Genomic DNA, 25,729 nt, shown 5'->3' on the forward strand with positions numbered 1-25,729 from the left:
AATCTCCTCTTAAACGGCGCGCGGCTCGGCAATGTCTTCGGCTTTGGCAAGCTCGATGTCGTAGCTGCTCTCGTGGATCACCTGGTTGGCGTTCCACTTGGCGTAGATGAACTGCAGGTGGCCCCAGCCCCCGACTAGCTCCAGCGGCTGCAGCAGGGTGGCGTGGGAGTTGTTCATCGGCTTGCGATGGATGTACTGATGCGGCTCCCAGCCGTGCTCCATCATGATCGAGTCGGCCGGAATGCTCGGGTAGAACTTGGCCTGGGCGAAGAACTCGCCGTTGGCGTTGAACAGCTTGACCCGATCGCCGTCCTGGATGCCGCGCTCCGCCGCCAGCTGCGGGTTGATGTAGATGTTGGGCTCGCCGCGCTGTAGCCGCAGCAGGTACTTGTTGCTGCGCCAGTTGGAGTGGATCCCCCAGCGCGCGTGGGGCGAGTAGAAGTGCAGCGGGTACTTCGAGGCCTCGGGGCCGGCGTAGAGCCGCGCCGTGGGCACCGTGGACTTCAGCTTCACGAAGCGCGGATGGTCGCAGTAGAAGGTGATGCGCCCGGTGAGGGTCTCGTAGGGCTGCTTGCCATCGGTCTGCGCGGTGAAGGGGTTGTAGGGCTGGTCCTTCTCCAGCGGCTGGTTGAGGCCGGCCTGCTCGTTCATCACGATGAAGCCGCGCTCGCTGGCCTCCTCCACGCTCACGCCGCCGAACTCCGGCGAGTTCTCGACGATGTAGCGGAAGACGTCGAGGTCGGTGTTGAGCTCACCGTTGCGGGTGAAGTCGTCGTGGATGGTGTGCAGGTCGCGGGTGACCTCGCCGTCCTGGATCGGGCCGATGCCCCGGGCGATGGCGCGCTCCTGAATCTTCTTGGTCAACAGCGCCATGATGTCCCAGTCGGGCTTGCACTCGCCCACCGGCGGCACCGACTGGGTGAAGACGTTGCAGAAGCGGTGGTAGCCCTGGGTGCGCAGGTCCCAGGCCTCGTAGTGGCTGGCCGCCGGCAGCACGTAGTCGGCCCACTCGGCGGTGGAGTCCATGCGCACGTTGATGTTGACGTAGAGCTCGCTGGCCTGGCGCAGGTGCTCCTCGCGGTAGGTCTCGGCGATCTTGTTGCGGCGGAAGGTGTTGTCGGCGATCGAGATCATGCCCTTGATCTCGCCGTAGTAGGGCATCCAGCCCTCGTCGATGGACTCCTGCATCATGGCTTCCATCTCGTCGACGTCGAAGCCGGTGCGCTCCTTGAGCTTCTCGTTGTCGAAGTGGCGGCGGATGCCGTCCATCATGCCGCCGCGCAGCACCTCGCCGAGGCCGCCCGGCTCGTAGCGGGCCGACTTCTTGCCGTCGAAGGTGGCAAGCTCGGTCCACTTCGGGTGGTTCCACACCACCCAGGAGGTGTCCAGCCCGCCGGTGCGGCCGCCGTGGCCGGTCAGCGCCAGCGCCAGGGCGTAGCCCCAGCCGATGTAGAGGCAGTTGGAGTAGCTCGAGGTGATGTAGCCGAGCATCACGATCGCCTTGCGGGCGGCGGCCAGGTGCCGCGCCTCCTGGCGCACCACGTCCGGATGGATGTTGGTGTACTCGAAGGTGCTCTCGGGGGTGTACTTGGCCGCTTCCTGCTTGACCTGCTCGAAGACCGTGGTGACGTTGATGCCCTCGACCTCGAACTCGCCCTCCAGCGCCGGGTCGACGTCGCCGAGCCTGAGGGTCTTGTCGTCGTCGCCCATCGAGCCCTTGGCGCGCACCGCCTCGCCGCGATTCAGGTCCCAGTGGTAGAAGACCTCGTCGGAGCCGCCCTCGACCAGATCCGCCTCGCGCAGCAGCTTGCCGTTGTCCTGGCGGACCAGCATCGGCAGGTCGGTCTGCTCCTTCATGAAGGCGGGCTTGAAGAGGCGCTCCTCGATGATCACGTTGACGAAGGACATCGCCAGGAACGGATCGGAGCCCTGCTTGATGGGCATCCACAGGTCGGTATGGATGGCGCTGGGGTTGTAGTCCGGCGCGGTGCTGGTGATGCGCGCGCCGTTGTACTTGGCCTCCCAGATGTAGTGGGCGTCGGGGATCCGGGTGGCGTTGGGGTTGATCATGCCGAGCAGGATGTAGTCGGCGTCGAACCAGGCGTCGGAGGTGAAGCTCTCCAGAGGGTTGCCGTAGGCGAGGTGGGCGCCGGTGCTCAGGTCGCCCACCACGGTGAAGCCGTCGAGCTGGATGCCGCCCACCAGCGAGGCGAAGCGGTTCGGGGCCGACTGGCGCACCATGGTCTGGTTGCCCGAACCCTGGTGGGTCTTGAGCTTGCCGGGGCCGTACTTCTCGAAGATGTCGATGATCTTGTCGGCGACCTCCTCGGTGGCCTGGTCCCAGGAGATGCGCTGCCACTTGCCCTCGCCGCGCTCGCCGGCGCGCTTGAGCGGGTGGCGCAGGCGGTCGGCCTCGTACATCGCGGTGGAGTGGATCGCGCCTTTCTGGCAGCCCCGGGGGTTGGCGTCGGGCACGTTCGGGTTGACCTGGGGGTATTTGGCGATCTGCTCTTCGCGAATGACGATGCCGTCTTTGACGTAGACGTTCCACGCGCAGTTGCCCATGCAGTTGATGCAGTGGGCGGCGTGGCCTACGCTGTCCCATGTCCACTCGTTGCGGTACAGGTCTTCCCAGCTGCGATAGGGATACTCGCTTGCCAGGGTGTCCCCGATGGGTTCCAGTCGGTTAAGCGCCCAGACGTTGCCGCTGAGCATAGCTCCGGTACCGGTTACCCCCAGGCCTTTCAGGAAATCGCGACGCTTCAACTTCCACATGCCCATGGTTGTCTCCTCACTCTAGTGTTACGGCCGGGGGCCGGACTACCGTCTCGTATCGGCGGCTATCCGAGCGTATGGCCACGTTTGCAATCAGGGTATTTTTATAGCGAATGCGGCTATACTACCATCGCAAAGGCCTTATATCGTATAGGGATATAGCCTTTTCTTACCGGTGTTTGACATACGTCAAGCTCACTGGAAACCATGGCGTCCGGCGGCTTGCCGTGCCCGGGTAAGCTTTGTTTAATAGGCGCGACGTTAATAGGCGCGACAGAAACACCCGACGACGATGTTGTGATACAGCGCTTTGCTCAGCAGGGCACCTAACAGCTATTGCTCAAGAGAGGCATGATATGAAATACGTTCAGCAGACAGCGCTAGCGGTTGCCATGATGGCAAGCACGCTGACTTTTTCCAGCGTTGCGCTGGCAGACGGCGATGCCGAAGCCGGCAAGGGGAAAATCAGCGCCTGTGCCGCTTGCCACGGCATGAACGGCATAGCGTCTGCGGATATCTATCCGAACCTGGCCGGCCAGTCGGCGACGTATCTGGAAAGCGCGCTGAAAGCGTACCGTGCCGGCGACCGCAAAGGCGGCATGTCCGCCATGATGTCGCCTCAGGCGGCGGCCCTGTCGGACGAGGATATTGCGGATATCGCCGCGTACTACAGCCAGCAAACGCCGGAGTTCGACGGCGAGGGCTGATAAACAGCGCCAGAACCGCCTGCACGAAACGATACGGCCGCGCGACGCTTTTGCTAACCAACAAGCGTCGCGCGGCCGTTTTGTTTGATGCAAATCAAACATTTCTTATGTGTCGCAAAAAACGATTTCAACCCCCGCCTCTCCCGCCGATAGTATGCATCGATCCTTTTTCACATAGTGCTTACGTCTAACGCTACGCCGGGAGATATTTTCCATGATGCATCTGCTGCACCGTATTTCCATGGGCAGGAAATTCCTGCTGACTTTGCTGCTGCCCTTGCTGGCGCTTGCCTGGTTTGCCGGCAGCGGCATTGTGGAGCGCCAGCGCCTGGTAACCAATCTGGATTCGCTGCAATCGATGGCGGTGCTTGCCCGACATGCAGGGAATCTGGTCCATCAGCTGCAGCGCGAGCGAGGCAGGTCCGCGGCGTTTATGGGCCGGGGCGATGACGCCGCAGCCAGCCGGCTGCGCGATCAGTATACCGCCAGCGACCGCGCTTTATCGGCCTACCTTGAAGAGCAAAACGCGATGCGTTCGGCAGCGCTGGACGACGCGCTTGTCCGCAGGATGCGCACCATCGAACAGCAGCTGTCGGCGCTGGACGATCTGCGTACCAACGTCCAGAACCAGAATATCGACGTTGCAGACGCGGTAGATCGCTATACCCGTACCAACGGCACCTTGCTGACGCTGGTGAGCCGGCTGACGCACATGAGCATGAATGCCGATATTGCGCGCCAGCTCGGGGCCTATGTCCTGCTGCTCAAGGCCAAGGAGCTGGCCGGTGTTGAGCGCGCCTTGCTGGCCAATGTCTTTAGCGCCGATCAAATGCGCCCATCCGTATACCAGCGCCTGCTGGCCATGCAGGGGCAGGAAACCGCGTACTGGGAGAGCTTTCGTGTGGTGGCCGACAGCAGCGCTCGCCAGCGTCTGGACGACTTTCTCAGCGGTGAAGAGGTCAAAAAAGCAACGCAGCTGCGCGAGGTAGCGCTGACGCAGGGCGTTGCCGGCGGCTACGGCATTGATCCTGTGCGCTGGTTTGATCAGCAAACAAGCAAGATTGACAGGCTCAAGGTGTTGGAAGATCGCTTGGCAAGCAGCGTGATGGCGAAGGCCAACCGGCTGAAAGAAAAGGCGCGCCAGGATCTGATCGGCTATCTGGTGGTGGCCGTAGCGGCCGCGTCCTTTGCCGTTTTGACCATGACGTTCATTGTGCAAAGCATTGTGCGGGCGCTGCATTCGGCGTTGCAGGACATCAACCAGCGAGGCGGTGATCTGACTCGCCGCGTTGCCGTGCCGGGCAGTGACGAGCTATCGCAGCTGTACGCGGCCTTTAACTCGGCCTCCGCCGAAACCGAAGCGCTGGTAGGCCGCGTGCAGCGCAGCGCTCAGTCGGTAGAGCAGGCCAGCGGTGAAATTGCCAAGGGCAATCAAAACCTGGCACAGCGGACCGAGGAGCAGTCTGCCTCGCTGGTTGAAACCGCCTCAAGCATGGAGCAGATTGCGGCAACCGTGCGGCATACGGCGGATAATACGCGCCAGGTTGAATCCATGACCGGCAAGATGGTCAGCGAAGCCGATGACGCCAGCCGGGTGGCCGAGCGCGCCAGCCAAGCCATGGAAGAGATTCATACCGCCAACCAGGAAGTCACCAGCATTGTTAAAGCCATCGACAGCATCGCCTTTCAAACCAATTTGCTGGCGCTTAACGCCTCGGTTGAAGCGGCGCGCGCCGGTGAGCACGGGCGTGGCTTTGCCGTGGTTGCCGCTGAAGTGCGCAAGCTGGCCAGCCGCAGCGCCGAAGAGGCCGAGCAGATCCGTCAGCTGGTAGCCAATAACGTAGCGCGCATCAGCGAAGGGCAGGCGCTGGTCAACAATACCAGTGCGACGCTGGACAGCATTACCCACGAGATTCGGCAGGCCGCCGAGCTGATTCGTGACGTCTCGGCTGCCACCGGGGAACAGTCAGCCGGTATCGAACAGATCAACAAAGCGGTCGCCGAGCTGGAGGAGGTAACCCAGCAAAACGCCGCGCTGGTGGAACAGGTGGCGGCTGCGAGCCGTTCGCTGGATGAACAAGCCGGGGAAATGGCACAGATGATCAGCCATTATACGGTGAGTGACGCCGCAGAGACGCAGCGCCTGCCGGGCCAGCCATCGGCATCGTAGCCCGGCGATCGATTGTGTCTTGGCTATCGCGTATTGCCGTCGGGGCTTAAAAGCGATTCACCGGCACCTTTAAGTACACCTGGCCATTGTCTTCCGCCGGCGGTAGCTCGCCGGCGCGCATGTTCACCTGCACCGAGGGCAGAAGCAGCCGGGGCATGCCTAGCGTTGCATCGCGCTCGGTGCGCATCTTCACGAACTCGGCTTCGCTGACGCCTTCGTGCACGTGGACGTTATGGGCGCGCTGCTCGGCGACGCTGGTCCGGTGCTGATAGGTATCGCGGCCGGGAGCCTTGTAGTCGTGACACAGAAATAGTCGGGTGTCGTCCGGCAGTGCCAGCACCTTTTGGATGGAACGATAAAGGGCGCCGGCATCGCCGCCGGGAAAGTCACAGCGGGCGGTGCCGTAGTCGGGCATGAACAGCGTGTCGCCGACGAAAGCAGCATCGCCGATTACGTAGGTCAAGCACGCCGGCGTATGGCCGGGGGTGTGCAGCACGCGGCCGGTTAATCCGCCGATGGCAAAAGTGTCGTCCTCTTGAAACAGACGGTCGAACTGGCTGCCGTCCCGGGCAAATTCGGTGCCGGCGTTGAACGCCTTGCCAAATACCTCCTGCACCACGGTGATGTTGGCGCCGATGCCGGTGCGCCCGCCGAGCTGCTCGTGGAGGTAGGGGGCCGCAGAGAGGTGATCGGCGTGGACGTGGGTTTCGAGTATCCATTCCACGCGTAGCGCCTTGCGATGAACGAAGTCGATGATCGCATCGGCCGAGCGTACGTCAGTGCGTCCGGCGGCGTAGTCGAAGTCGAGCACCGAGTCGATGATGGCGCAGCTGCTGCCCGCCGGGTCCTGCACAACGTAGCTGAAGGTACGGGTGGGCGTGTCAAAAAACGCCGTTACGACGGGTGTCGAAGCGTTGTTATCGGGCATGGGAGAAAACCTATGTTTGCACGTTGGAAGAGGCATCCGTGTCAGCACAGAACTGCTCATACAGCGTTGCAATGACCGCCATGGCCTTGTCGTCGGCGATGCGGTAGTAAATCTGCTTGCCCGCCCGGCGGGTGGCGACCAGCGCTTCATGCCGCAGCACGGCAAGCTGCTGGGAAAGTGTGGGCTGCTCGATGCCCAGTTCGCGCTCCAGCTCGCCTACGTTCATTTCGCCTTGGGAGAGCTGGCACAGCAGCATCAAACGATCGATATTGGCCAGTGTCTTGAGCAGCTTGCGGGCCTCACCGGCTTGCTCGCGCAGGCGGGATAGCTCAATTTGAGTGGCGTCTTGCATGGCAGTTGGGGGTCTCGTGGCGATGGATTAGGATATATCCTATCATATTATATTTTCATTGAAATTATTTGGCATTCTGACCGGCGTGCCGGCCGCTGTGATGCCTCCAACGGTGCCGAGCGCCGGCAGCGCGCTGTTTTGCCGATAGCAATGTATAGCGTCACCGTCGTTTGTGGCCGGTTATCATGGAGCGAATCAGGTTTTCGCGATGATGAAGGCTTTCATAGATCGCGGCGGCTACGTGCAGGCCGATGGCCACAAGCGTGACGTTCACCGATGTTTCATGTATTTGCTCAATTGTCCTGCTGCCCCATCCCCAGTCGGTGGTCAGCAGCCAGCCGCTGATGCCGATGGCACCGGTGGCCGCAAGCAGAAAAAGGATCATGATTGCCGCTGCCGGGTTATGGCCCAGGTAGCGCGGCTCCCGGCCCTTTACGGCGCGGCGCATATAGTCAAGCAGCCGCCGGGGGCCTGGCACGAAATCGCTAAAGCGTGCATGACGCGTGCCGATAACGCCCCAGATCAAGCGAAACGCGATCAGCCCCAGGGCGGTGTAGCCGGCCCATTGATGCACACTGCGGCTGCTGTCCACGGTGACATAGGCAACGGCGAACGCGGCTACCAGCCCCCAATGAAACAGGCGCACTGCGGGATCCCAGACCCTCACCCGGTCACGCTGGCCCTGGGGGCTTGCTTGTCGATTTGTCGTCATTGCACGGCTCCTTCACGACGCTTTCGTGGCTCTGATGGCGTCAGTAGCAGACGGGTTGGCCTGGCATGTATGTGCACGGTGCGCTCCTTTTTTTGCCTGACGGTGGCGTATGCCGTATCGGCACGGTGCCATCGCAACATTCCGGCCTTACGACAGGCTTAACGGCGGAGCAGTTACGACAATCAGCTGCAGGCGTGCTTCAAAGCCGTCAGACCGGCCGGATGCCGGTGATATCAGCGTAAGCCGGGCGCCTGCGCCATCGGCAATGGCCTGGGCGATGGCAAGCCCCAGCCCGGAGCCGCGGGTGCGCGTTTCGCCGCGCTGAAAGCGCTCTGTCAGCCGTGAAAGCCGAGCGTTGGGTACCACAGGCCCGGTATTGACTACGCGCAGCGTACCGGCGTCGGTCAGTGAAACGTTGACAGGGGAGCCGGGGTGCCCGTGTTTGACGGCGTTTTCCATCAGGTTGCGCAGCACAATGGCCAGGGCATCCGGTTCGATGGATGCGGTGACCGGCCCATTGTCGGGCAGCGAAAGCACAATGGGAGAGGCAGAGGTGCGCTGAAAATCGTCCACGAGATGGGCGATGAGTGGCACGACATCTTGCGGTGTCTGGGTAAGAAAACTGCCGCTTTCGGCCCGGGCCAGCTGCATGAGTTTCTGCGAAAGCCGGGACAGGTCCTGCAAGGACGCCTCGATATGCTTTGCCCGCTGCTGTACCGGCCCGTCGGGCACTTCGCGACGCAGGCGCTGTAGCTGGGCCAGGCTTGAGGCCAGCGGGGTGCGCAGCTCATGGGCGCTGTTGGCGGTAAAGCTGCGTTCGGCTTCCAGGGTGCAGCGCAAACGTTCCAGAAGGTGGTCCACAGCGCTGGCAACCGGCAGGAGTTCGGCCGGTAGGTCCTGGCCTGCCACCCGGGAAAGATCGCCTGCGCCGCGCGATTCCAGCGTATCGCGGTACGCTCGAACGCCTTGCAACGTATGGCGTACCAGCCACCAGGTGCCGATCAGAATCAGCGGAATCAGCCCGGCCAGCGGCAAAAGCAGCAGGCCGGTGGTTTGCCACTTCGCTTGACGCCGTGAAGACAGCGGCTCGGCGACTTCGATAAAAAACGTATCGCTCACCGCGGAAATTCCGTACACCCGATGGGTGGCGGTGCTGCGCAGCCCGGTTTGGGGCGTGTCGGGAAAAACGGAAAGGTCGATGTCGTGGGAAACCAGCAGCGGCTTGCCGTCTACGCCGCGCACCAGGTAGGTAATGTATTCCTCGTGGGCGCTGAACGAGGCCACCTGCTGTAGCAGGTCCGCTTCGTCGCGGTTGATGATTTCGACAACTGCCAGAGAAAGCATGCGCTGCGCGGTTTCTTTCAAAGCGCTGTCCAGCGTCTTGTCAAGGGCATGGCCGACGATGAGCGTGGTCGCTGCGGTGGCCGCCAGCCAGAGCAGTGAAACGCCGAGGGTCAGCCCCAGGCTGAGGCGGCGCTGTAGGCTGGGCGCGCGCTTCATGCCTGCCCCAGCCGATAGCCCATACCGCGCACGGTATCAATGACGCTGTGCCCGAGCTTTTTGCGTAGGCGGCTTATATGCACTTCGATGGCGTTGCTTTCTATTTCGGCCCCGAAGGCATACAGCCGGTCTTCCAGCTGCGAGCGCGACAGCAGGGCGTGCGGGCGCTGCAACAGGGCTTCCAGCAGTGCCCACTCCCGCGCCGTTAACGCCACGGGCTGGCCGGCACGCATCAGCGTGTGATTGGCCAGATCGATCTCCAGCGCGCCCAGATGAATCAGCGGGTTGGGGTTGCCGGTATAGCGTCGCGCGACGGCGGCTACCCGGGCTGACAGTTCCGACAGGTCAAACGGCTTGACCAGGTAGTCATCGGCCCCGGCATTCAACCCGTCGATGCGATCGGATAGCTGATCCCGCGCTGTTAGAATGATTACCGGCGTGGTGTCACCGCCCTGGCGCCGGCGTTTGAGCAAATCAAGCCCTTGGCCATCGGGTAGCATCAGGTCCAGCAGGATGAGGTCGTATACCGTGGTGGCAAGGCTGGCCGCGGCATGATCCAGGCAGTGCACCCAGTCTACCGCGTGGCCGTCTTCGCTGATCTGATCGCGCACGGCCTCACCGAGCAGCGCGGCATCTTCTACCAGCAGCAGGCGCATCGTTGTCATCTCCCTGAGCGTTATCACAAGCGCGACCCGGTTCGGGCCGCGCATCACAGGCTAGCAGGGCATTCTGACGGCAAGCTGAAGGCCGCGGCGATGTGCTATGGTCGTCGGCGCTACAGCGAATGATCGCTGCCGGCATGTCCTCGGGTGTCTTAAGCTGGCGGTCAGAATAAAGCGTCAAGATCGTGCTGTAACGGTTCATTTACTCCTTGGAAGATCACCATGAAAAAACCTTTGATGATGGCCGCTGCCCTGGCGGCGACGTTTACCGCGGCGAGTAGCTATGCAGACGATGACTGCCACGACCCGGTAGCAGACTGGCAGCCGCGCGATACGCTACGCCAGGCACTGGCAGCCAACGGCTGGGAAGTGCGCCGCATCAGCGTGGATGACGGTTGCTACGAAGCGAAAGGGCTCGACGAGCACGGCAACCGTATTGAAGCCAAGTATGCGCCGGCTTCGCTACGCCTGCACAAGCTGGAGATTGCCTTTTCGCATAGCGCGGTGATGCCCGACGACCTTGAGCGCTATCGCATCAAGGATACGCCGAAACGGCAATAGCGCTATGCCGGGCAGCGGCCTTTTCTGCGTGGCTACTTCAGCACGTAGCAGGGCGTGTAGGGCTGGCCGTCGAGCTTCATGCGGCCCTGGGCGACAAAAGAGGTAAGCAGGGCGTCGAGCTTTTCCATCAGCTCCGGCTCGGCGGAGAGCTCAAAGGGGCCGTGGGCGGCAATGGCGTGGATGCCGTCTTCCTTGACGTTGCCCGCGACGATGCCGGAAAACGCCTGGCGCAGGTTGGCGGCAAGCTCATGGGTGGGCTGCTGGCGATGCAGCGCGAGATTTTTCATGGCGGCGTGGCTTGGCTCGAACGGGGCTTGAAAGTTGCGCGCCACGGTCAGCCGCCAGTTGTAATAGAAAGCGTCCTGATGGGTGCGGCGAAACTCGGTGATATCGTCGATGCCCTGGCGCATCTGGCGGGCGACATCGGCCGGATCGCCGGTGATAATGCGGTAATAGCGGCGCACGTTCTCGCCCAGGGTATACACCAAAAACGTATCGATAGTGTTGAAGTAGTCCGCCGCGCTTGCCGGACCGGTGAAAATCAGCGGATAGGGCATATCCGCGTTGTCCGGGTGGAGCAAAATACCCAGCAGGTAGAGAATTTCTTCCGCCGTACCGACCCCGCCGGGAAACACGATAATGCCGTGGCCCAGGCGCACAAAGGCTTCCAGGCGCTTTTCAATATCCGGCATGACCACCAGCTCGTTCACGATGGGGTTGGGCGCCTCGGCGGCGATAATGCCGGGCTCGGAGATGCCCAGATAGCGGCTGTCGCCGCGGCGCTGCTTGGCGTGGGCGAGGTTGGCCCCTTTCATCGGGCCTTTCATGGCGCCGGGGCCGCAGCCGGTGCAGATGTCCAGATCGCGCAGGCCCAGCTGATAGCCAACGTCTTTGGTGTAGTCGTACTCTTCCCGGGAAATGGAATGCCCGCCCCAGCACACCACCAGGCTGGGATCGCGATTGGGCTTGAAGGCGCCGGCCTTGCGCAGAATGTGAAACACCGCGTTGGTGGTCCCTTCGGCAGTGGAGAGATCAAAGCGGTTGTGCTGCTGGATTTCGTTATAAACGTAGACGATATCGCGGATTACCGCAGAGAGGTGTTCACGAATGCCGCGGATCATGCAGCCGTCGACGAAAGCTTCGGCCGGTGCGTGGGTAAGTTTTAAGCGAATACCGCGATCCTGCTGCAGCACTTGGATGTCAAAGTCCTGGTACGCCTCAAGCAGGGCAAGGCTATCGTCGGTCGGCATGCCGCTGTTGAGCACGGCCAGCGCGCAGCGGCGCAGCAGATCGTGCAGCCCGGTTTTTGAGGTGCGCTTGAGCCGGTTGACTTCGTGCTGGGACAGCACTTCAAGGCTGCCTTCCGGGGAAATGACGGTGGAAATCGTCGGGCGTTGGCGGGAGGGGTGGCGCATCGTGAGGCTGTCCGTGCTGACGTGAATGTGGCCGCTCATACTAGCATGCCGCCCGGGGCGGTACAGCGTGCCACGGGGCCGGCGCGCCGGGAGCTATGTTAAAATGGCGTTCATTTGGGCAAAAAAGCCGGACGATCATGTTTAACGCGCACTATTTCCGTACTTTTATCATGCTGGTGGAAACGGGGAGCTTCACGCGAACAGCGCAGCGGTTGGAAATGACCCAGCCAGGCGTCAGCCAGCATATCCGCAAGCTGGAAGCCTATCTTGAAAAACCGCTGCTGGAACGCCACGGCCGGCGCTTTATTCTCACCGAGCAGGGGCGACGCACCTACGACTATGCGCTCAAGCTGTTTGCCGAGCACGAGCAGTTTCGCCACGGCCTGGACGACGACTCGCTGGACAGCGGCGAGTGCCGCATTGCCTCGCCCGGCAGCGTCGGTCTTATGCTCTATCCGTATGTTCTCGGCCAGCAGCAGATGCACCCCAACCTCACGGTAAGCTATAGCTTTGCCTTCAACCACGAGATTGTCAGCGACCTGATCAGCGGCCGCTATGACGTGGGTATTGTCACCGAAGTGGTCAAAAGCCCGGAGCTTGACTGCGCGCTGTGGCACCGCGAACCGCTGTGCCTGGTGGTGCCGGCAGATTTCGCCGGCAGCACGCTTTCGGATTTGATGGGCATCGGTTTTATCAACTATTACGACGGCATCAATCAGGCAACGGCGCTGCTGCGCGACAACTATCCCGGCGTGTTTCGCTCGATGACGCACTTTCGCCATCAAGGCTTTACCAACGAAGTGAGCATGGTGCTGGACGCAGTGGCCCGGGGACTGGGATTTACCGTTGTTTCACGGCTGGTGCTGGAAACCTCGCCCTGGCAGCGCCAGGTCAAGGAGCTGAGCCTTGAGCACTCGGTCGATGAGCTTTTGTATCTTGTACATCGTCGCGATGCGGCGCTGCCTCGGCGCTATACCAAGCTGCTGGAAGGCTTCAGAGAACAAAGGCGGGGGTAGCGGTGGCGCAGAGCGTGAGACGCAATAAAAAACGCCCCGTCGGCTGCGGCCGACGGGGCGTTTCGGTGCGCTACAAGCGCGATTAGTCGCGGTATATCAGTCGCGGTATATCAGTCGCGGTATATCAGTCGCGGTATTCGTCAATGCTGGGGCAAGAGCAGATCAGCTGGCGATCGCCCAGCACGTTGTCCACGCGGTTGACCGTAGGCCAGTATTTGGCCGCTTTTACCGCCTCGGTGGGGAAGGCGCCCAGCGCCCGGGAATAAGGATGAGCCCAGTCGGCATCGGCAAGATCCGCCATGGTGTGCGGGGCGTTGACCAGCGGATTGTTGTCCACAGGCCATTCACCGCGCTCTACGCGGGCGATTTCTTCGCGGATGGCGATCATCGCCTCGCAGAAGCGATCAAGCTCATAGCGCGATTCGGACTCGGTAGGCTCGATCATCAGCGTGCCGGGTACCGGAAACGACATGGTCGGCGCGTGAAAGCCGTAGTCCATCAGGCGCTTGGCGATGTCTTCCTCGCTGATGCCGGAAGCGCTTTTCAGCGGGCGCACATCAATGATGCATTCGTGGGCGACGGTGCCGTTCTCACCGCGATACAGAATCGGGAAGTGCTCTTCCAGCCGCTTGGCGACATAGTTGGCGTTGAGAATGGCAAGCTCGGTGGCTTCACGCAGTCCGCGCGCGCCCATCATTTTAATATAGGCCCAGGAGATCGGCAGAATCGAAGCGCTGCCGAACGCCGCGGCGGCCACAGCGGTGCTTGCCGGGTCCACGCCGTCGATGGGGGTGACGCTGTGGTTGGCAACGAAGGGTGCGAGATGCGCCTTGACGCCGATGGGCCCCATGCCCGGACCGCCGCCGCCGTGGGGAATGCAGAACGTCTTGTGCAGGTTCAGGTGCGAGACGTCGCCGCCGAAGTCGCCGGGGCGCGAAAGGCCCACCTGGGCGTTCATGTTGGCGCCGTCGACGTAGACCTGCCCCCCGTTGCGGTGCACAACGTCACATACTGCGCGGACGTGGGTTTCAAAGACGCCGTGGGTAGACGGATAGGTCAGCATGACCGCTGAGAGCCGGTCGCTGTGCTGTTCGGCCTTGGCGGTAAGATCGGCGAGATCAACGTTACCCTCGGCGTCGCACTCGGTGACCACCACCTGCATGCCGACCATGGCCGCCGAGGCGGGGTTGGTGCCGTGGGCGGAGCTGGGGATCAGGCAGACGTCACGATGCGCCTGGCCCTGCGCGGCCTGATAGCGGCGAATGGCCAGCAGGCCGGCGTATTCGCCCTGGGCGCCGGAATTGGGCTGCATGGAGACATGGTCGTAGCCGGTAATTTCCTCCAGAAATCCCGCCAGCTCGTCGATCATCTGCCGATAGCCGGTAACCTGGTCGCGCGGGGCGAAAGGATGCAGCTGGGCAAAGCCGGGCCAGGAGATGGGCAGCATTTCGCTGGTGGCGTTGAGCTTCATGGTGCACGAGCCCAGCGGGATCATCGCGTGGGTCAGCGAGAGATCCTTGTTTTCCAGCCGCTTCAAATAGCGCAGCATCTCGGTTTCACTGCGGTAGCGGCGAAAGGTCGGGTGGGTGAGAAAGTCACTTTCGCGCCGGCAGGCAGCGGGGATTGCAGCGTTGCCCGCGGCGTCTTCCGCGGCCATCGTTTCGTCCAGGGCGTTGACCGAGAGGCCGTGGTCGTCACCCAGGATGACGTCCCACAGCAGAGCAACGTCCCGGGCAGCGGTGGTTTCATCCAGGCTGATGCCGACGTCGCTTTTGCCGTTGTCAAAGCCGTAGCGCAGGTTAACGCCGGCCTGCGTGGCGCGGGCGTGAAGGCGGTCGGTGTCTACCCCGGTCAGGCGCAGGGTGTCGAAAAAGCTTGAGTGGGCCAGTGTGACGCCGGACTGCTCAAGCCCGCGGGCGAGAATGGCGGTCAGCCTGTGCACGCGCCGGGCGATCCTGGTGAGCCCCTCGGCGCCATGGTAAACGGCGTAGAAGCCGGCGATGTTGGCAAGCAAGGCCTGGGCGGTGCAGATGTTGGAGGTGGCCTTCTCCCGGCGGATGTGCTGTTCCCGGGTCTGCATGGCCATGCGCAGCGCGGTGCCGCCGCGGCTGTCCTTGGAAACGCCGATAATGCGCCCGGGAATGGAGCGCTTGAGCTTGTCGGTGGTGGCAAAAAACGCCGCGTGAGGGCCGCCAAAGCCCATGGGTACGCCAAAGCGCTGGGCGCTGCCGAATACGATATCGGCCCCCATGGCGCCGGGCTCTTTGAGCAGCACAAGGCTTAACAGGTCGGCGGCGACACAGGTCATGGTGCCGCGCTCGGCGGCGGCGGCCAGCAGCGGGGCAATATCGCGCACTTCGCCGCCGTTGCCCGGATACTGCAGCAGCGCGCCGAATGCGTCGTGCTCGGCGACGGTATCGGCGGGGGCAACGATCAGCGTAAAGCCGAAGTATTCGGCCCGGGTCTTGAGCACGTCAAGGGTCTGGGGAAAAACGTCATCGGCGACGAAAAAGGCGTCGGATTTGTTTTTCTTGTTGGCACGCTTGCAAAGCGCCATGGCCTCGGCTGCGGCGGTGGCTTCGTCCAGCAGGGAGGCGTTGGCAAGCGCCATGCCGGTCAGATCCATCACCGTTTGCTGGAAGTTCAGCAGGCCTTCCAGCCGGCCCTGGGAAATCTCCGGCTGGTAGGGCGTGTAGGCGGTGTACCAGCCCGGGTTTTCCAGCACGTTGCGCTGGATGACCGCGGGCATATGGGTGTCGTAGTAGCCCTGGCCGATAAAGCTTTTGGCAACGCGATTTTGCCCGGCCAGCCGAGCGAGCTCGTTGAGCGCTTCGACTTCGCTGTGCGGGGCTTGCAGATCAAGCTCGCGGCCCAGGCGAATATCGTCGGGCACTGTACGGTGGATGAGCGTGGCCATATCGGGCATGCCCAGCGCGTCGAGCATCGCGTTTGTATCTTGGGGGTCGGGCCCGTTATGGCGCTGTATAAAGGCGTCGTGATCGGCCAGTTCCGCCAGGCGCGGCGCCGCTTGGGAGTGCTGCGAATCAGGCCGCAGTGCAGAAAACTCGGACATGGGGAATTCCAGAGGGTCGTTCCAGACGAAAAAAAGCCGGACGGCAGGAAAGGCGTGCCCGCATCAGCAGGCACGCCGCGTGAAGGTTAGGCTTCGGCGTCGATGCTGGCCTGGTAAGCGTTGGCGTCCATCAGGCCTTCAATCGCGCCGTCGATGCGGATCTTCATGATCCAGCCGCCTTCATAAGGCGCTTCGTTGACGCTTTCCGGGGCGTCTTCCAAGTCGTCGTTGACCGCAATGACCTCGCCGCTGACCGGGGCGTACAGGTCGGAAGCGGCCTTGACCGATTCGATTACGCCGAACTCGTCGCCTTTGGCAAGCGTCTGGCCGACTTCCGGCAGCTCGACAAAGACAACGTCGCCCAGGGCTTGTTGCGCATGGTCGGAAATGCCGACGGTAACGGTGCCGTCGCCGTTATCCAGCACCCATTCATGGCTTTCGGCGTAGTGGAGAGTAGCGGGAACCTGGCTCATGTTTTTTCCTGTGGTTGCTCGTGAAGCGTCGTCACTGAACGCTGGCGATAATGGCGCTCATAGTACCGCGTTTGCCGGTGGAAACAAATTACCCGCCGGGTCTTTGCACCGGGCGCCAAGGCGGGCGCGAATAGGCGTTTTTGCTGCTCTTTTTGCGACGGCTGCCGGAAAATACTACGTAAGTCGAATGTTCTGCGTATTCAGTTTGTTAGACGTTGGAATCAGCGCGTGACAACGCGTGCTCAGACAACCAGAATAAACGCGCGCCGGTGGCGCTTGCCGCCCGTCTTTCAACGCCAATGCCCGCCTACAATTCCAATGCCGTCAGCGCGCCGCGAAGCGCCTGGGCTAAAGGGCACCAAGGAGAATAAAATGGAAACGTTGACCAGCCTGTTCCAGGCGATAAACGGGGTCGTATGGGGCCCTTTGATGCTTATTTTGCTGCTGGGGGTCGGGCTTTATCTGCAGGCCGGGCTGAAGGTCATGCCGATTCGCAAGCTGGGTACCGGCTTTAAACTGTTGTGGCAGGGCCGTGACGATAAAGCCACGCCCGGTGGACGGAAAAAAACCGACGACGACGGTGAGATTTCACCGTTTAACGCGCTGATGACGTCGCTTTCGGCCACCATCGGCACCGGCAACATCGCCGGGGTTGCCACGGCGATCGCGCTGGGTGGCCCCGGCGCGGTGTTCTGGATGTGGATTACGGCACTGGTGGGCATGGCCACCAAGTTTGCCGAGGCCGTGCTGGCCGTGCGCTTTCGTGAAACCGACAGCACCGGCTACCACGTCGGCGGGCCGATGTTTTATATCAAAAACGGTCTGGGCAGCAAGTGGCTGTGGCTGGGCGGCGCCTTCGCCTTCTTTGGCGCCGTGGCGGCGTTTGGCATCGGCAATACCGTGCAGTCCAACTCCGTGGCCGACGCCATGAACTCCACGTTCGGCATACCCGCCTGGCTGACTGGCCTGGTGATCATGGTGCTGTCCGGGGCGGTGATTCTCGGCGGTATCAAGCGGATCGCCAAGGTGGCGGGCAAGCTGGTGCCGATTATGGGCATTGCCTACATTATCGGCGGTATCGTGGTGCTGGTGATTAACGCCGATCAGCTGCTGGGAACCCTTGGCATGATTTTCTACTATGCCTTCAACCCGCACGCGGCGGTCGGCGGTTTTGCCGGCGCGGCGGTGATGATGGCGATTCGTTTCGGCGTGGCGCGCGGCGTGTTCTCCAACGAGGCGGGGCTGGGTAGCGCGCCCATCGCACACGCGGCGGCGAAAACCAAAAACCCCGTGCGCCAGGGCCTGATTGCGATGCTGGGCACCTTCATCGATACCGTTGTGGTGTGCACCATCACCGCACTGGTCATCCTGACCGCCACGGTATGGGAAACCGGTGAAGCCGGCGCCTCACTGACTGCTATGTCGTTTGATGCGGCACTGCCCGGCATGGGCAACGAAATCGTTTCCATCGTGCTGGCTGTGTTTGCCTTTACCACGATTCTGGGCTGGGCGTTCTACGGTGAGAAGTGCTGCCAGTTTCTGTTCGGTGCGCGCTCGATTCCGCTTTATCGGGTGGTGTTTGTGCTGGCGATTCCGCTGGGTGCAGTGGCCAACCTGGGCTTTATCTGGCTGATGGCGGATACCTTCAACGCCATGATGGCGATTCCGAACCTGATCGCGCTGGCGCTTTTGTCGCCGGTGGTGTTCAAGCTGGCAAAGGCCTACTTTAACGGCGAGGAGATTCGTCCGGGAGAAGAGCTGGATCACGACCGTTCATAGCGGCGCTTTATATCCGCCGTTTGTAGCAACCGTTTATAGCAACCGTTTATAGCAACCGTTTGTATCAATCATAGCGCACGGCGATGGTATGCTGTGCGTTCCCTGAAAGCCGGGAAGGCGCCCGAGGGTGGCTTCCCGGCTTTTTATGTATCAGCTGACAACGTGGCAGACGAGGAGCGTTGCATGACCCAACCAAAGCACACACCGCTTTATGACCTGCACTGCGAGCTGGGTGCCAAGATGGTGCCTTTTGCCGGCTATGAAATGCCGGTGCAGTACCCGCTGGGCGTAAAGAAGGAGCACGAGCACACCCGCGCCCGCTGCGGTTTGTTTGACGTCTCGCATATGGGCCAGATCAATATTGCCGGAGACAGCGTCGCCGAGGCGCTGGAAACGCTGATGCCGGCCAACCTGGTGGATCTCAAGCCCGGCGCCCAGCGCTACGCGATTTTTACCGGTACAAAAGGCGGTATTCTTGACGATCTGATGGTGGTCAATGCCCACGACCACTTTTATCTGGTGGTGAATGCGGCGTGCAAGGAGCAAGACCTTGCGCACCTGCGCGCGAACCTGGGCGAAACCCACCGGATTGAAAACCTTGATCGCGGCCTGCTGGCGCTGCAGGGGCCCGATGCCAGTGCCGTTATGGCGCGGCTNGAAGACGTATGGATCAGCCGCTGCGGCTACACCGGCGAAGACGGCTTTGAGCTTTCCATGCGCGCAGAGGCCACCGAAGCGATGGCTCGGCGCCTGCTGGCGGAGCCGGAAGTTGAGGCCATTGGCCTGGGCGCGCGGGATTCATTGCGCCTGGAAGCCGGCCTGTGCCTCTACGGCCACGACATGACCGCGGAAACCACGCCGGTAGAGGCCGGACTGATCTGGGCGGTAAGCAAGCCGCGGCGCCACGACGGCGAGCGCCCGGGGGGCTTTCCGGGGGCGGATGTGATTTTGCATCAGGTGGAGGCCAAAGACCATGATCGCAAGCGCGTAGGGCTGATTGCCGAGGGCAAGGCGCCGGTGCGCGAAGGCACAGTGCTGGTCAACGAAGCGGACAAGGAAATTGGCGTTGTGACATCCGGCGGCTTTGGTCCCAGCGTGGGCAAGCCGGTGGCCATGGGCTACGTCAAACGCGACTTTGAAACGCCGGATACCCGGGTGTTTGCGCTGGTACGCGGCAAAAAGCGTGCCATGACCGTCAGCAAAATGCCGTTTGTTGCACCGGGCCATTATCGCGGGTGAAACCGCCGCGGGCGCCTACCGGCGACCTGCGATCAGCCACAATACCGCCCCGTTCGCCCTGCCGTGCGGGGCGGTGCTGTATGGGGCCGCGTGGCAGGCGACCCCGCGCCAGGCAAAAGGCCGGCGCATTGATCAGCCCCGGCGTTCGGCCTCGTCGAGCCAGTCGTCTTTTTCCTGCCAGAGCGCGTTGATCCATGCGTGGAAGCGCGCCTTTTGCTGCGGGTCATCGTGATAAGGCGCACGGGGCATCCATGCGGGAATTGCAAGCCGGCGGGCGCAAAGGGTAATCGGGCCTTCCTGGCCGCACAAAAAGCGCCAGAAGCTGGGGGCAGGGCTGGCGTAATAAAGAGTGACGTCGATGATGCCGTCCAGCCGGTCGCCCAGCAGACGGACGACCTGGGCCACACCGCCGGCCTTGGGCCGCAGCAGGTGGCGATAAGGGCTGTGGCTTGCGTCGCGTTTGGCCGGGGTAAAGCGCGTGCCTTCAACAAAGTTGAACAGGGTAATGGGGTGGTGACGCGCGCGCCGGCACATGCGTTCGGTAGCGCGGCGATCGATGTCGGCCAGTCGCGGATTATGTGCCATCTGCTTACGGCTGTAGCGGCGCATGAAGGGAAATTCCAGCGCCCAGAACGCCAGGCCGACGACGGGGATCCAAAAAAGCGAGGCCTTGAGAAAAAAGCGCGGCATGGGTACGCGACGGTGAAATACCGTCAGCAGCATGAAAATATCCGTCCAGCTGCGGTGGTTGGCGATGATCAGCCACCACTGATCGGGCGTGAGCCCCGCGGGTAGACGGGCGTCAAGCGTCGGCTTGAGCCAGTGGCGCATCCACCAGAGATTAAAGCCGATCCAGTTCAGCGCAACGGCGTTGAGCGCTTTGAGCACCGCCGGCTGCCACGGGCGAGGCGTTGCCAGCTTGATCAGCGTCAGCGCGACAAGCGGCAGCGTCCAGAACAGCGTATTGCCGGCCAGCAGCAGCGCGCTGACCAGTCCGGTAAGTATCGGCATTTCCGGTGATCCTATTGGCGTAAAAATGCGCGGTACGGCACATGGATGCTGGGTGTGCTGTGTGGTGCACGCGATGATCAGGCCAATATAACAGCAGAAACGAGAAAGGGGCGAGGCGCCGGCGGGCAGCGATTCAGGCGCTCAGCGTGGGGTGATGGCGCACAAACGCCTGAAACTCGTCAAAACCGCCGACGTGTTCCTGGTCGATAAAGATTTGCGGCACCGTATGCACGGGTTTTCCGGCGGTCTTGGCAAGGTCTTCTTTGGTGATGCCTTCGCCGGGCATGTCGACATAGCGCACGCCGTGGATGCGGCCGTTTTCTTCCAGCCGTTCGGCGAGTATTTTGGCCTGTACGCAGAAAGGGCAGGACATGCGTCCGTAAATGACCACGAACATGAGGCAGAACTCCTGTGACACGTTGTTGATACCGCTGGCCGGGCCGTCGCGTGGCCCGCATTGCGGGGCAGGCGCGCTATTATCGCCGGTTGAGGCCTGCCTGACCAATAGGCCTTTGCTACGCGGCTTATCAAGTCGCGTTATGATAAACGATGTCTTGCCTACTTTTTTTATCCGCCAGGGAGAAAGCCCATGCATATAGCAGCACCGAGCGGTGCGGAATACGCCATGCTCGCCGACATGGCGCGAGCGTATCGCGATGCGCATCTGGTAACGCTTAAAACCGTCGAGCATTACAATCCCCGGCTGGGTGTGGACGCACTGTGTTTTCAGCGCCTTTCCGAGCCGGACGGTGAGACGCTGCTGGCAGGGGCTTTGATTACGCCCTGTGCGCTATGGCTGGTCGCGCTTTCCCTGGATGAAAGCGCCGAAGCCGACGGCGCCGCGGATGAACGACTGCTGGCCTTGCCGTCCGGTAGCTATCGTCTGTATCGCCACGCTTTCGGCGAGCGGGTGTGGTATCAGCGGCGTATTCTGGATGACCTGCGCGAACTTGACAGCATGCAGCAGGCCGCGCAGCTGGCCCAGCAGCTGACAGCGCGGCTGTTTACGGCGCCTGAAAACCCTGATCAGGCGTCTGCTTTATAACGACGGCGGCTGCGTCTAGCGGCGAACCGGGCGCTTTTGCAGCTTGCGCTGCAGCGTGCGCCGGTGCATGCCCAGCGCCCGGGCGGTGGCCGAGATGTTGCCGTCGTGCTCTTGCAGCACCTTTTGGATGTGCTCCCAGGTAATGCGGTTGACCGACGGGGGGTGCTCGGCAACCTCGGTGTCGGGATCGCCCTGCTGATGCTCAAAGGCGTGGAGTACGTCATCGGCATCGGCGGGCTTGCACAGGTAGTTAATCGCCCCGAGTTTGATCGCCTCCACCGCTGTGGCAATACTGGAGTAGCCGGTAAGGACCACAACGCGGCACTGGGGAAGCGTTGCCAGCAGGTCGGGGAGCAGCTTGAGCCCGGAGCTTTGCTCAAGCTTGAGATCCAGCGTGGCCATGGTGGGTTTGTGCGCAACGGCAAGCGCCAGCGCTTCATCGGCGTCGTGCGCTACGCGTACGTCGAAACCGCGCCGGCCCAGCGCCCGGCTGAGCACGTGGCAGAACATTTCATCGTCATCAATGATGAGCAGACGTTGTGCAGACGTTGGCATAAAGACCTCGACGGGTGATTGAGCGTAGGCGATATTAGCCCGCGGGTGGCGCCTCTAGCGGCAGCGTCACCTCGGTGAGCGTACCGCCGTCGGGGTGATTGTACAGACTGACGCCGCCGCCGAAGCGGTTAATGGTGGCGTGGGTCAAAAACAAACCGATGCCCATGCCCTTGCTTTTGGTCGACACAAAGGTCTCGCCCAGCTGATCGGCAATCGCCAGCTCTACGCCAGGGCCGTGATCGCGAATGTCGATCACTACGCTGTCATCCTGCCATTCCAGGCTAATGGTGACGGCTTCCGGATTGGCGTCGGCGGCGTTGTTCAGCAGGTTGGTCAGCGCCTGATCCAGGGTCGCATCCACGGCCAGCCAGGGGCGGCCGCGGCGTTCGGCTACGGTCAGCCGGTGGCTGACGTCCGGGCGCAGCACCAGCCAGCGCTGCACTACGCCCTCCAGCCATTCGGCCGCGTCGCGCACTTCGGGTTCCGCCATGCGGCGCCGATCGGCGCTTTCTACCAGATGCTGCAGGCGTGCTTTGCACAGGCCGACCTGCTGGCGCAGCAGGGTAATGTCGTCGTGTAGCGGGGTATCGGGGTCGACGTCGTTTTCCATTTCGTTGAGCAAAACCGCCATGGTGGAAAGCGGTGTGCCCAGCTCATGGGCGGTGCCGGCGGCCTGAGTGGCCACGGCGAGCACCTGTTCGTTGCGCAGGGCAGCCTCGCGGGTATGGGAAAGCGCGCGGTCCCGGCGGCGCAGGGCGTGGGCCATTTTGTAGATAAAAAACGTCACCAGCCCGGCAGACAGGCCGAAATTCAGCCACATGCCGAGAATATGCAGGCTTAGCGTGCTATCGCCGGTCATGTGCAGCTGGGGGATGGGATGATAGTAAAACAGCAAAAAGCTGTAGCCGCCCATGGCGCAGGCGGCAATGACCCAGGTGTGCCACCACGGCAGGGTGGCGGCGGCAATGGTAACCGGCACCAGATAGTAGGTAATAAAGGGATTGGTAGCCCCGCCGGTGAAATAAAACAGCAGGGTCAGCCCGGTGATGTCGGCCAGCAGGTGGAGCAAATACTCGGTGTGCTCCACGTCACGCGGACGGCCCAGCCGCCACCAGGTGGCAATATTGAGTGACCCCATGGCGATTACCACGCCGACTACGGCGGGCACGGTCATATCAAAACCGAGCAGTTCCACGCCGACAATAATGGCCAGCAAAAACCCGGTCCAGGTAATGCCGCGCACAATGGTCAGGCGTACCAGGTTGCGGTTGGGCGTGGATAGCGGCAATAGCAGCTCGGCGGGCATGGCAATCAACTCGTGCGGATATCGTCGTGGGCGGCGGCATCGCCTTTGCTGTGGGCTTTGCGCTTGGGCTTGAGGCTATGCGCCACGTATTTCAAAAAAAGGGTCAGCAAAAACGTCAGCCAGCCGGCGCTTGCGAGCACGTTGACCAGCAGCATCTTCGGTGGAAGCCAGGCCTCGCCGAGTACGGCGTCCAGCATCAGGTACAGCGCCATGGCCAGCAGCAGCGGCAGCGCCAGCAGATGCATCCACATATCCGTGCGCCGTTTACGCACGCGAAAGCGGCGCAGCAGAAAGCGCAAGGGGCGATGGACCCAGCTGAACAGCACCACCGTACCGGCCAGCAGCGCGGCGGCCAGAACCGGCTCGTTGCTGCCTTGATAGATAGAAAGCGAAATGGACCAGCCAAGGCCAAGCCACATCAGGCCTTCAAGGCCGGCGACGATGTCGGCGGCGCGGCGAACGTTACGCATGAATCAGGTTCCTGAAAAAGAGCCGAAGACGCAATAGGGCGGCCATGATACGCCACATTTTGGCCAAATGCCGATGCGCTGGACTCGCTTTTGCCACGGCGTTTCGGCAAAGTGCTGCCTGGAGCGAGGCTTTTGCCGTCTCGCTTTTGACCGAGCCCCCTTATCGCTGACAAAAGAGGACACCGCGTGGACGCCATTACCCTGACCCGCCCTGACGACTGGCACCTGCACCTGCGCGACGGCGCCGCCCTGGAAGCGACCGTGGGCCACAGCGCCGCGCAGATGGGCCGGGCGATCATCATGCCCAATCTCAAGCCGCCGGTGACCACCACCGAGCAGGCGCGGGCCTATCGTGAGCGGATTTTGGCGGCGCTGCCGGCGGATACGACGTTTGACCCGCTGATGACGCTGTACCTGACTGATACCACACCGCCGGAAGAAATCGAGCGGGCGCGGGCCAGCGGCATCGTCAAGGCGGTCAAACTCTACCCGGCCGGGGCGACCACCAACTCGTCTTCCGGCGTCACCGACCTTGCCCGCTGCGATGATACCGTGGCGGCGCTGGCGGCATCGGGCATGCCGATGCTGGTGCACGGCGAAGTCACCGACGGTGATGTGGATATTTTCGATCGTGAAGCCGAATTTCTCACGCGGGTACTCACGCCGCTGCTGGCGCGCCATCCTACGCTCAGAGTGGTCTGTGAGCATATCACCACCGCTCAGGCAGCAGATTTTGTGCTGGCGGCGGGCGAGAACGTGGCGGCGACCATGACGCCCCAGCATCTACTGCTCAACCGCAACGATATGCTGGTGGGCGGCATCCGCCCGCACTGCTACTGCCTGCCGATTCTCAAGCGCGAGCGCCACCGCCAGGCACTGTTGAAAGCGGCGACCTCGGGCAGCAAAAAGTTTTTTCTCGGCACCGACAGCGCGCCCCACGCTCAGGGCGACAAGGAATCTGCCTGCGGCTGCGCCGGGGTGTTCAGCGCGCCGGCGGCGGTAGAGCTTTACGCCACGGCGTTCGAACAGGCGGGCGCGCTGGACAAGCTCGAGGCCTTCACCAGTCATAACGGCGCCGACTTTTACGGCCTGGCGCGCAACGCCGAGCGGCTTACTCTGGAGCGGCGCGACTGGCAGCTGCCGCAAAGCTATGCCTATGCCGACGGCCAGCGCATCGTTCCCATGAAAGCCGGCGACACCCTGAGCTGGAAGCTGATCACCGGGTAGCGCTCAGGCGCCGGCCAGCTGGCGCAGCATCTCATCGACCATGCGTGAGGAGCGCTCGGCGGCCAGCGTAAGAAACTCGTCAAACGACAGGTGGTTATCGCCGTCGCCGGGCAGGTCGGACAGTGCTCGCACCACCACAAACGGGCAGCCGAACAGATAGCAGGCCTGGGCAATGGCGGCGGCTTCCATATCCACCGCAAGCATGGTGGGAAACGCCGTTTGCGTGGCGCTGACGCGCTCAGGGTCGGCCATGAAGCTGTCACCGGTGGCGATCATGCCTTCGCGCACGCGGATTTCGCCCAGCGCTTCCACGGCGTGGCGGGCGGTTCGGCGCAGGCCGGCGTCAGCGGCAAAGGCGGCGGGCATGTTCGGCACTTGGCCGAGTGCGTAGCCAAAGGCGGTGGCGTCGACGTCGTGGTGGCGCACTTCGTCGGAAACAATCACATCGCCAATACGCAGATCGCCGGCAAAGCCGCCGGCAGAGCCTGTGTTGATGATGGCGCGGGGGCGGTAGCGTTCAAGCAGGATGGCGGTGCCTACGGCTGCGTTTACCTTGCCGATGCCGGACTGCAGTATTACCACCTCAACGCCGTGATAGCGGCCGCTATGAAATACGCCGCCGGCGTGCTCCACGCGTTCGCGGGCTTCCAGCCGGTCGGCCAGAATGCTGACTTCCTGCGCCATGGCGCCAATGATGCCGATAGGCTGCAAAACAAGATCTCCTGGGATGGCTTGAAAAAACGGAAGCGGCGG

23 protein-coding genes are annotated in these 25,729 nt (G+C 62.2%); 8 read left to right on the forward strand and 15 right to left on the reverse strand.

The features are described from left to right. Window positions 1–9 precede the first annotated feature (9 nt). Entirely contained in the window at window positions 10–2,781 is a 2,772-nt protein-coding gene (clrA, locus tag ABD654_RS03695) for a chlorate reductase subunit alpha (RefSeq protein WP_425552707.1), read from the reverse strand. A gap of 350 nt (window positions 2,782–3,131) precedes the next feature. Between clrA and ABD654_RS03700 the strand changes: the two genes are divergently transcribed. After that, complete coding sequence (locus tag ABD654_RS03700) at window positions 3,132–3,482, forward strand: c-type cytochrome (RefSeq protein WP_344702430.1); 351 nt, start codon at window positions 3,132–3,134, stop codon at window positions 3,480–3,482. Window positions 3,483–3,696: 214 nt separating this feature from the next. Further along, window positions 3,697–5,652: a methyl-accepting chemotaxis protein gene (locus ABD654_RS03705; RefSeq protein WP_344702432.1), complete on the forward strand. Its 1,956-nt coding sequence runs from the start codon at window positions 3,697–3,699 to the stop codon at window positions 5,650–5,652. Between the two features lie 46 nt (window positions 5,653–5,698). On the opposite strand, the gene ABD654_RS03710 is transcribed toward ABD654_RS03705, so the two are convergent. The 5 genes from ABD654_RS03710 to ABD654_RS03730 form a co-directional block, all read right to left on the reverse strand. Continuing rightward, window positions 5,699–6,580 carry an MBL fold metallo-hydrolase gene (locus ABD654_RS03710; RefSeq protein WP_344702434.1) on the reverse strand — a complete coding sequence of 294 codons (882 nt, stop codon included), beginning with the start codon at window positions 6,578–6,580 and terminating at the stop codon, window positions 5,699–5,701. 10 nt (window positions 6,581–6,590) lie between these two features. Continuing rightward, entirely contained in the window at window positions 6,591–6,932 is a 342-nt protein-coding gene (locus tag ABD654_RS03715) for an ArsR/SmtB family transcription factor (protein WP_344702436.1), read from the reverse strand. Between the two features lie 160 nt (window positions 6,933–7,092). After that, a complete protein-coding gene (locus tag ABD654_RS03720; protein ID WP_344702438.1) occupies window positions 7,093–7,644 on the reverse strand; it encodes a cytochrome b/b6 domain-containing protein in 552 nt (183 codons plus the stop codon). 147 nt (window positions 7,645–7,791) lie between these two features. Then, window positions 7,792–9,144, reverse strand: coding sequence for a sensor histidine kinase (locus ABD654_RS03725; protein WP_344702440.1), 1,353 nt, complete (start codon window positions 9,142–9,144; stop codon window positions 7,792–7,794). Next, on the reverse strand, window positions 9,141–9,809 hold the full coding sequence (locus ABD654_RS03730) for a response regulator (RefSeq protein ID WP_344702442.1): 669 nt from the start codon (window positions 9,807–9,809) through the stop codon (window positions 9,141–9,143). Before ABD654_RS03730 ends, ABD654_RS03725 begins: the two co-directional genes overlap by 4 nt. 219 nt (window positions 9,810–10,028) lie before the next feature. Here ABD654_RS03730 and ABD654_RS03735 point away from each other — a divergent pair, with 219 nt between their 5' ends. Continuing rightward, window positions 10,029–10,367, forward strand: a complete 339-nt coding sequence (locus ABD654_RS03735) for a PepSY domain-containing protein (protein ID WP_344702444.1) — start codon at window positions 10,029–10,031, stop codon at window positions 10,365–10,367. A 32-nt stretch (window positions 10,368–10,399) separates the two neighbouring features. Here ABD654_RS03735 and ppnN read toward each other — a convergent pair whose 3' ends face one another. Continuing rightward, a complete protein-coding gene (gene ppnN / locus ABD654_RS03740; protein ID WP_344702445.1) occupies window positions 10,400–11,782 on the reverse strand; it encodes a nucleotide 5'-monophosphate nucleosidase PpnN in 1,383 nt (460 codons plus the stop codon). A 137-nt stretch (window positions 11,783–11,919) separates the two neighbouring features. Here ppnN and ABD654_RS03745 point away from each other — a divergent pair, with 137 nt between their 5' ends. Further along, complete coding sequence (locus tag ABD654_RS03745; protein WP_344702447.1) at window positions 11,920–12,798, forward strand: LysR family transcriptional regulator; 879 nt, start codon at window positions 11,920–11,922, stop codon at window positions 12,796–12,798. Between the two features lie 124 nt (window positions 12,799–12,922). On the opposite strand, the gene gcvP is transcribed toward ABD654_RS03745, so the two are convergent. Continuing rightward, a complete protein-coding gene (gene gcvP, locus ABD654_RS03750) occupies window positions 12,923–15,871 on the reverse strand; it encodes an aminomethyl-transferring glycine dehydrogenase (protein WP_344702449.1) in 2,949 nt (982 codons plus the stop codon). Window positions 15,872–15,957: 86 nt separating this feature from the next. Then, a complete protein-coding gene (gene gcvH / locus ABD654_RS03755; protein ID WP_344702451.1) occupies window positions 15,958–16,344 on the reverse strand; it encodes a glycine cleavage system protein GcvH in 387 nt (128 codons plus the stop codon). A 372-nt stretch (window positions 16,345–16,716) separates the two neighbouring features. Between gcvH and ABD654_RS03760 the strand changes: the two genes are divergently transcribed. Both ABD654_RS03760 and gcvT read left to right on the forward strand, forming a co-directional pair. Beyond that, window positions 16,717–18,123, forward strand: a complete 1,407-nt coding sequence (locus ABD654_RS03760) for an alanine/glycine:cation symporter family protein (protein ID WP_344702453.1) — start codon at window positions 16,717–16,719, stop codon at window positions 18,121–18,123. A 183-nt stretch (window positions 18,124–18,306) separates the two neighbouring features. Further along, window positions 18,307–19,362, forward strand: a complete 1,056-nt coding sequence (gene gcvT, locus ABD654_RS03765) for a glycine cleavage system aminomethyltransferase GcvT (RefSeq protein ID WP_344702455.1) — start codon at window positions 18,307–18,309, stop codon at window positions 19,360–19,362. 132 nt (window positions 19,363–19,494) lie between these two features. Here gcvT and ABD654_RS03770 read toward each other — a convergent pair whose 3' ends face one another. Continuing rightward, the gene (locus ABD654_RS03770; RefSeq protein WP_344702457.1) at window positions 19,495–20,373 is read right to left on the reverse strand and encodes a 1-acylglycerol-3-phosphate O-acyltransferase, YihG family; all 879 of its coding nucleotides are present in this window, start codon (window positions 20,371–20,373) and stop codon (window positions 19,495–19,497) included. 133 nt (window positions 20,374–20,506) lie between these two features. Continuing rightward, window positions 20,507–20,770: a GrxA family glutaredoxin gene (locus ABD654_RS03775; protein ID WP_344702459.1), complete on the reverse strand. Its 264-nt coding sequence runs from the start codon at window positions 20,768–20,770 to the stop codon at window positions 20,507–20,509. Between the two features lie 192 nt (window positions 20,771–20,962). On the opposite strand from ABD654_RS03775, the gene hybE reads away from it, so the two are divergent. Further along, complete coding sequence (gene hybE / locus ABD654_RS03780) at window positions 20,963–21,418, forward strand: [NiFe]-hydrogenase assembly chaperone HybE (protein ID WP_344702461.1); 456 nt, start codon at window positions 20,963–20,965, stop codon at window positions 21,416–21,418. 15 nt (window positions 21,419–21,433) lie between these two features. Here the strand turns inward: hybE and ABD654_RS03785 are convergent, their stop codons facing one another. Genes ABD654_RS03785 through ABD654_RS03795 form a run of 3 tightly spaced genes read right to left on the reverse strand, consistent with a single transcriptional unit; the run spans window position 21,434 to window position 23,749 of the window. After that, window positions 21,434–21,973: a response regulator transcription factor gene (locus ABD654_RS03785; protein ID WP_344702463.1), complete on the reverse strand. Its 540-nt coding sequence runs from the start codon at window positions 21,971–21,973 to the stop codon at window positions 21,434–21,436. A 34-nt stretch (window positions 21,974–22,007) separates the two neighbouring features. Next, on the reverse strand, window positions 22,008–23,279 hold the full coding sequence (locus ABD654_RS03790) for an ATP-binding protein (RefSeq protein WP_344702465.1): 1,272 nt from the start codon (window positions 23,277–23,279) through the stop codon (window positions 22,008–22,010). 5 nt (window positions 23,280–23,284) lie between these two features. Continuing rightward, window positions 23,285–23,749 carry a hypothetical protein gene (locus tag ABD654_RS03795; RefSeq protein WP_344702467.1) on the reverse strand — a complete coding sequence of 155 codons (465 nt, stop codon included), beginning with the start codon at window positions 23,747–23,749 and terminating at the stop codon, window positions 23,285–23,287. Between the two features lie 186 nt (window positions 23,750–23,935). On the opposite strand from ABD654_RS03795, the gene pyrC reads away from it, so the two are divergent. Further along, complete coding sequence (gene pyrC / locus ABD654_RS03800; protein WP_344702469.1) at window positions 23,936–24,976, forward strand: dihydroorotase; 1,041 nt, start codon at window positions 23,936–23,938, stop codon at window positions 24,974–24,976. A 3-nt stretch (window positions 24,977–24,979) separates the two neighbouring features. Here the strand turns inward: pyrC and mtnN are convergent, their stop codons facing one another. Continuing rightward, window positions 24,980–25,687: a 5'-methylthioadenosine/S-adenosylhomocysteine nucleosidase gene (gene mtnN / locus ABD654_RS03805; RefSeq protein ID WP_344702470.1), complete on the reverse strand. Its 708-nt coding sequence runs from the start codon at window positions 25,685–25,687 to the stop codon at window positions 24,980–24,982. Window positions 25,688–25,729 lie beyond the last annotated feature (42 nt).

Origin of the sequence: Halomonas cibimaris (assembly GCF_039537045.1) — a bacterium.
GTDB lineage: Bacteria > Pseudomonadota > Gammaproteobacteria > Pseudomonadales > Halomonadaceae > Vreelandella > Vreelandella cibimaris.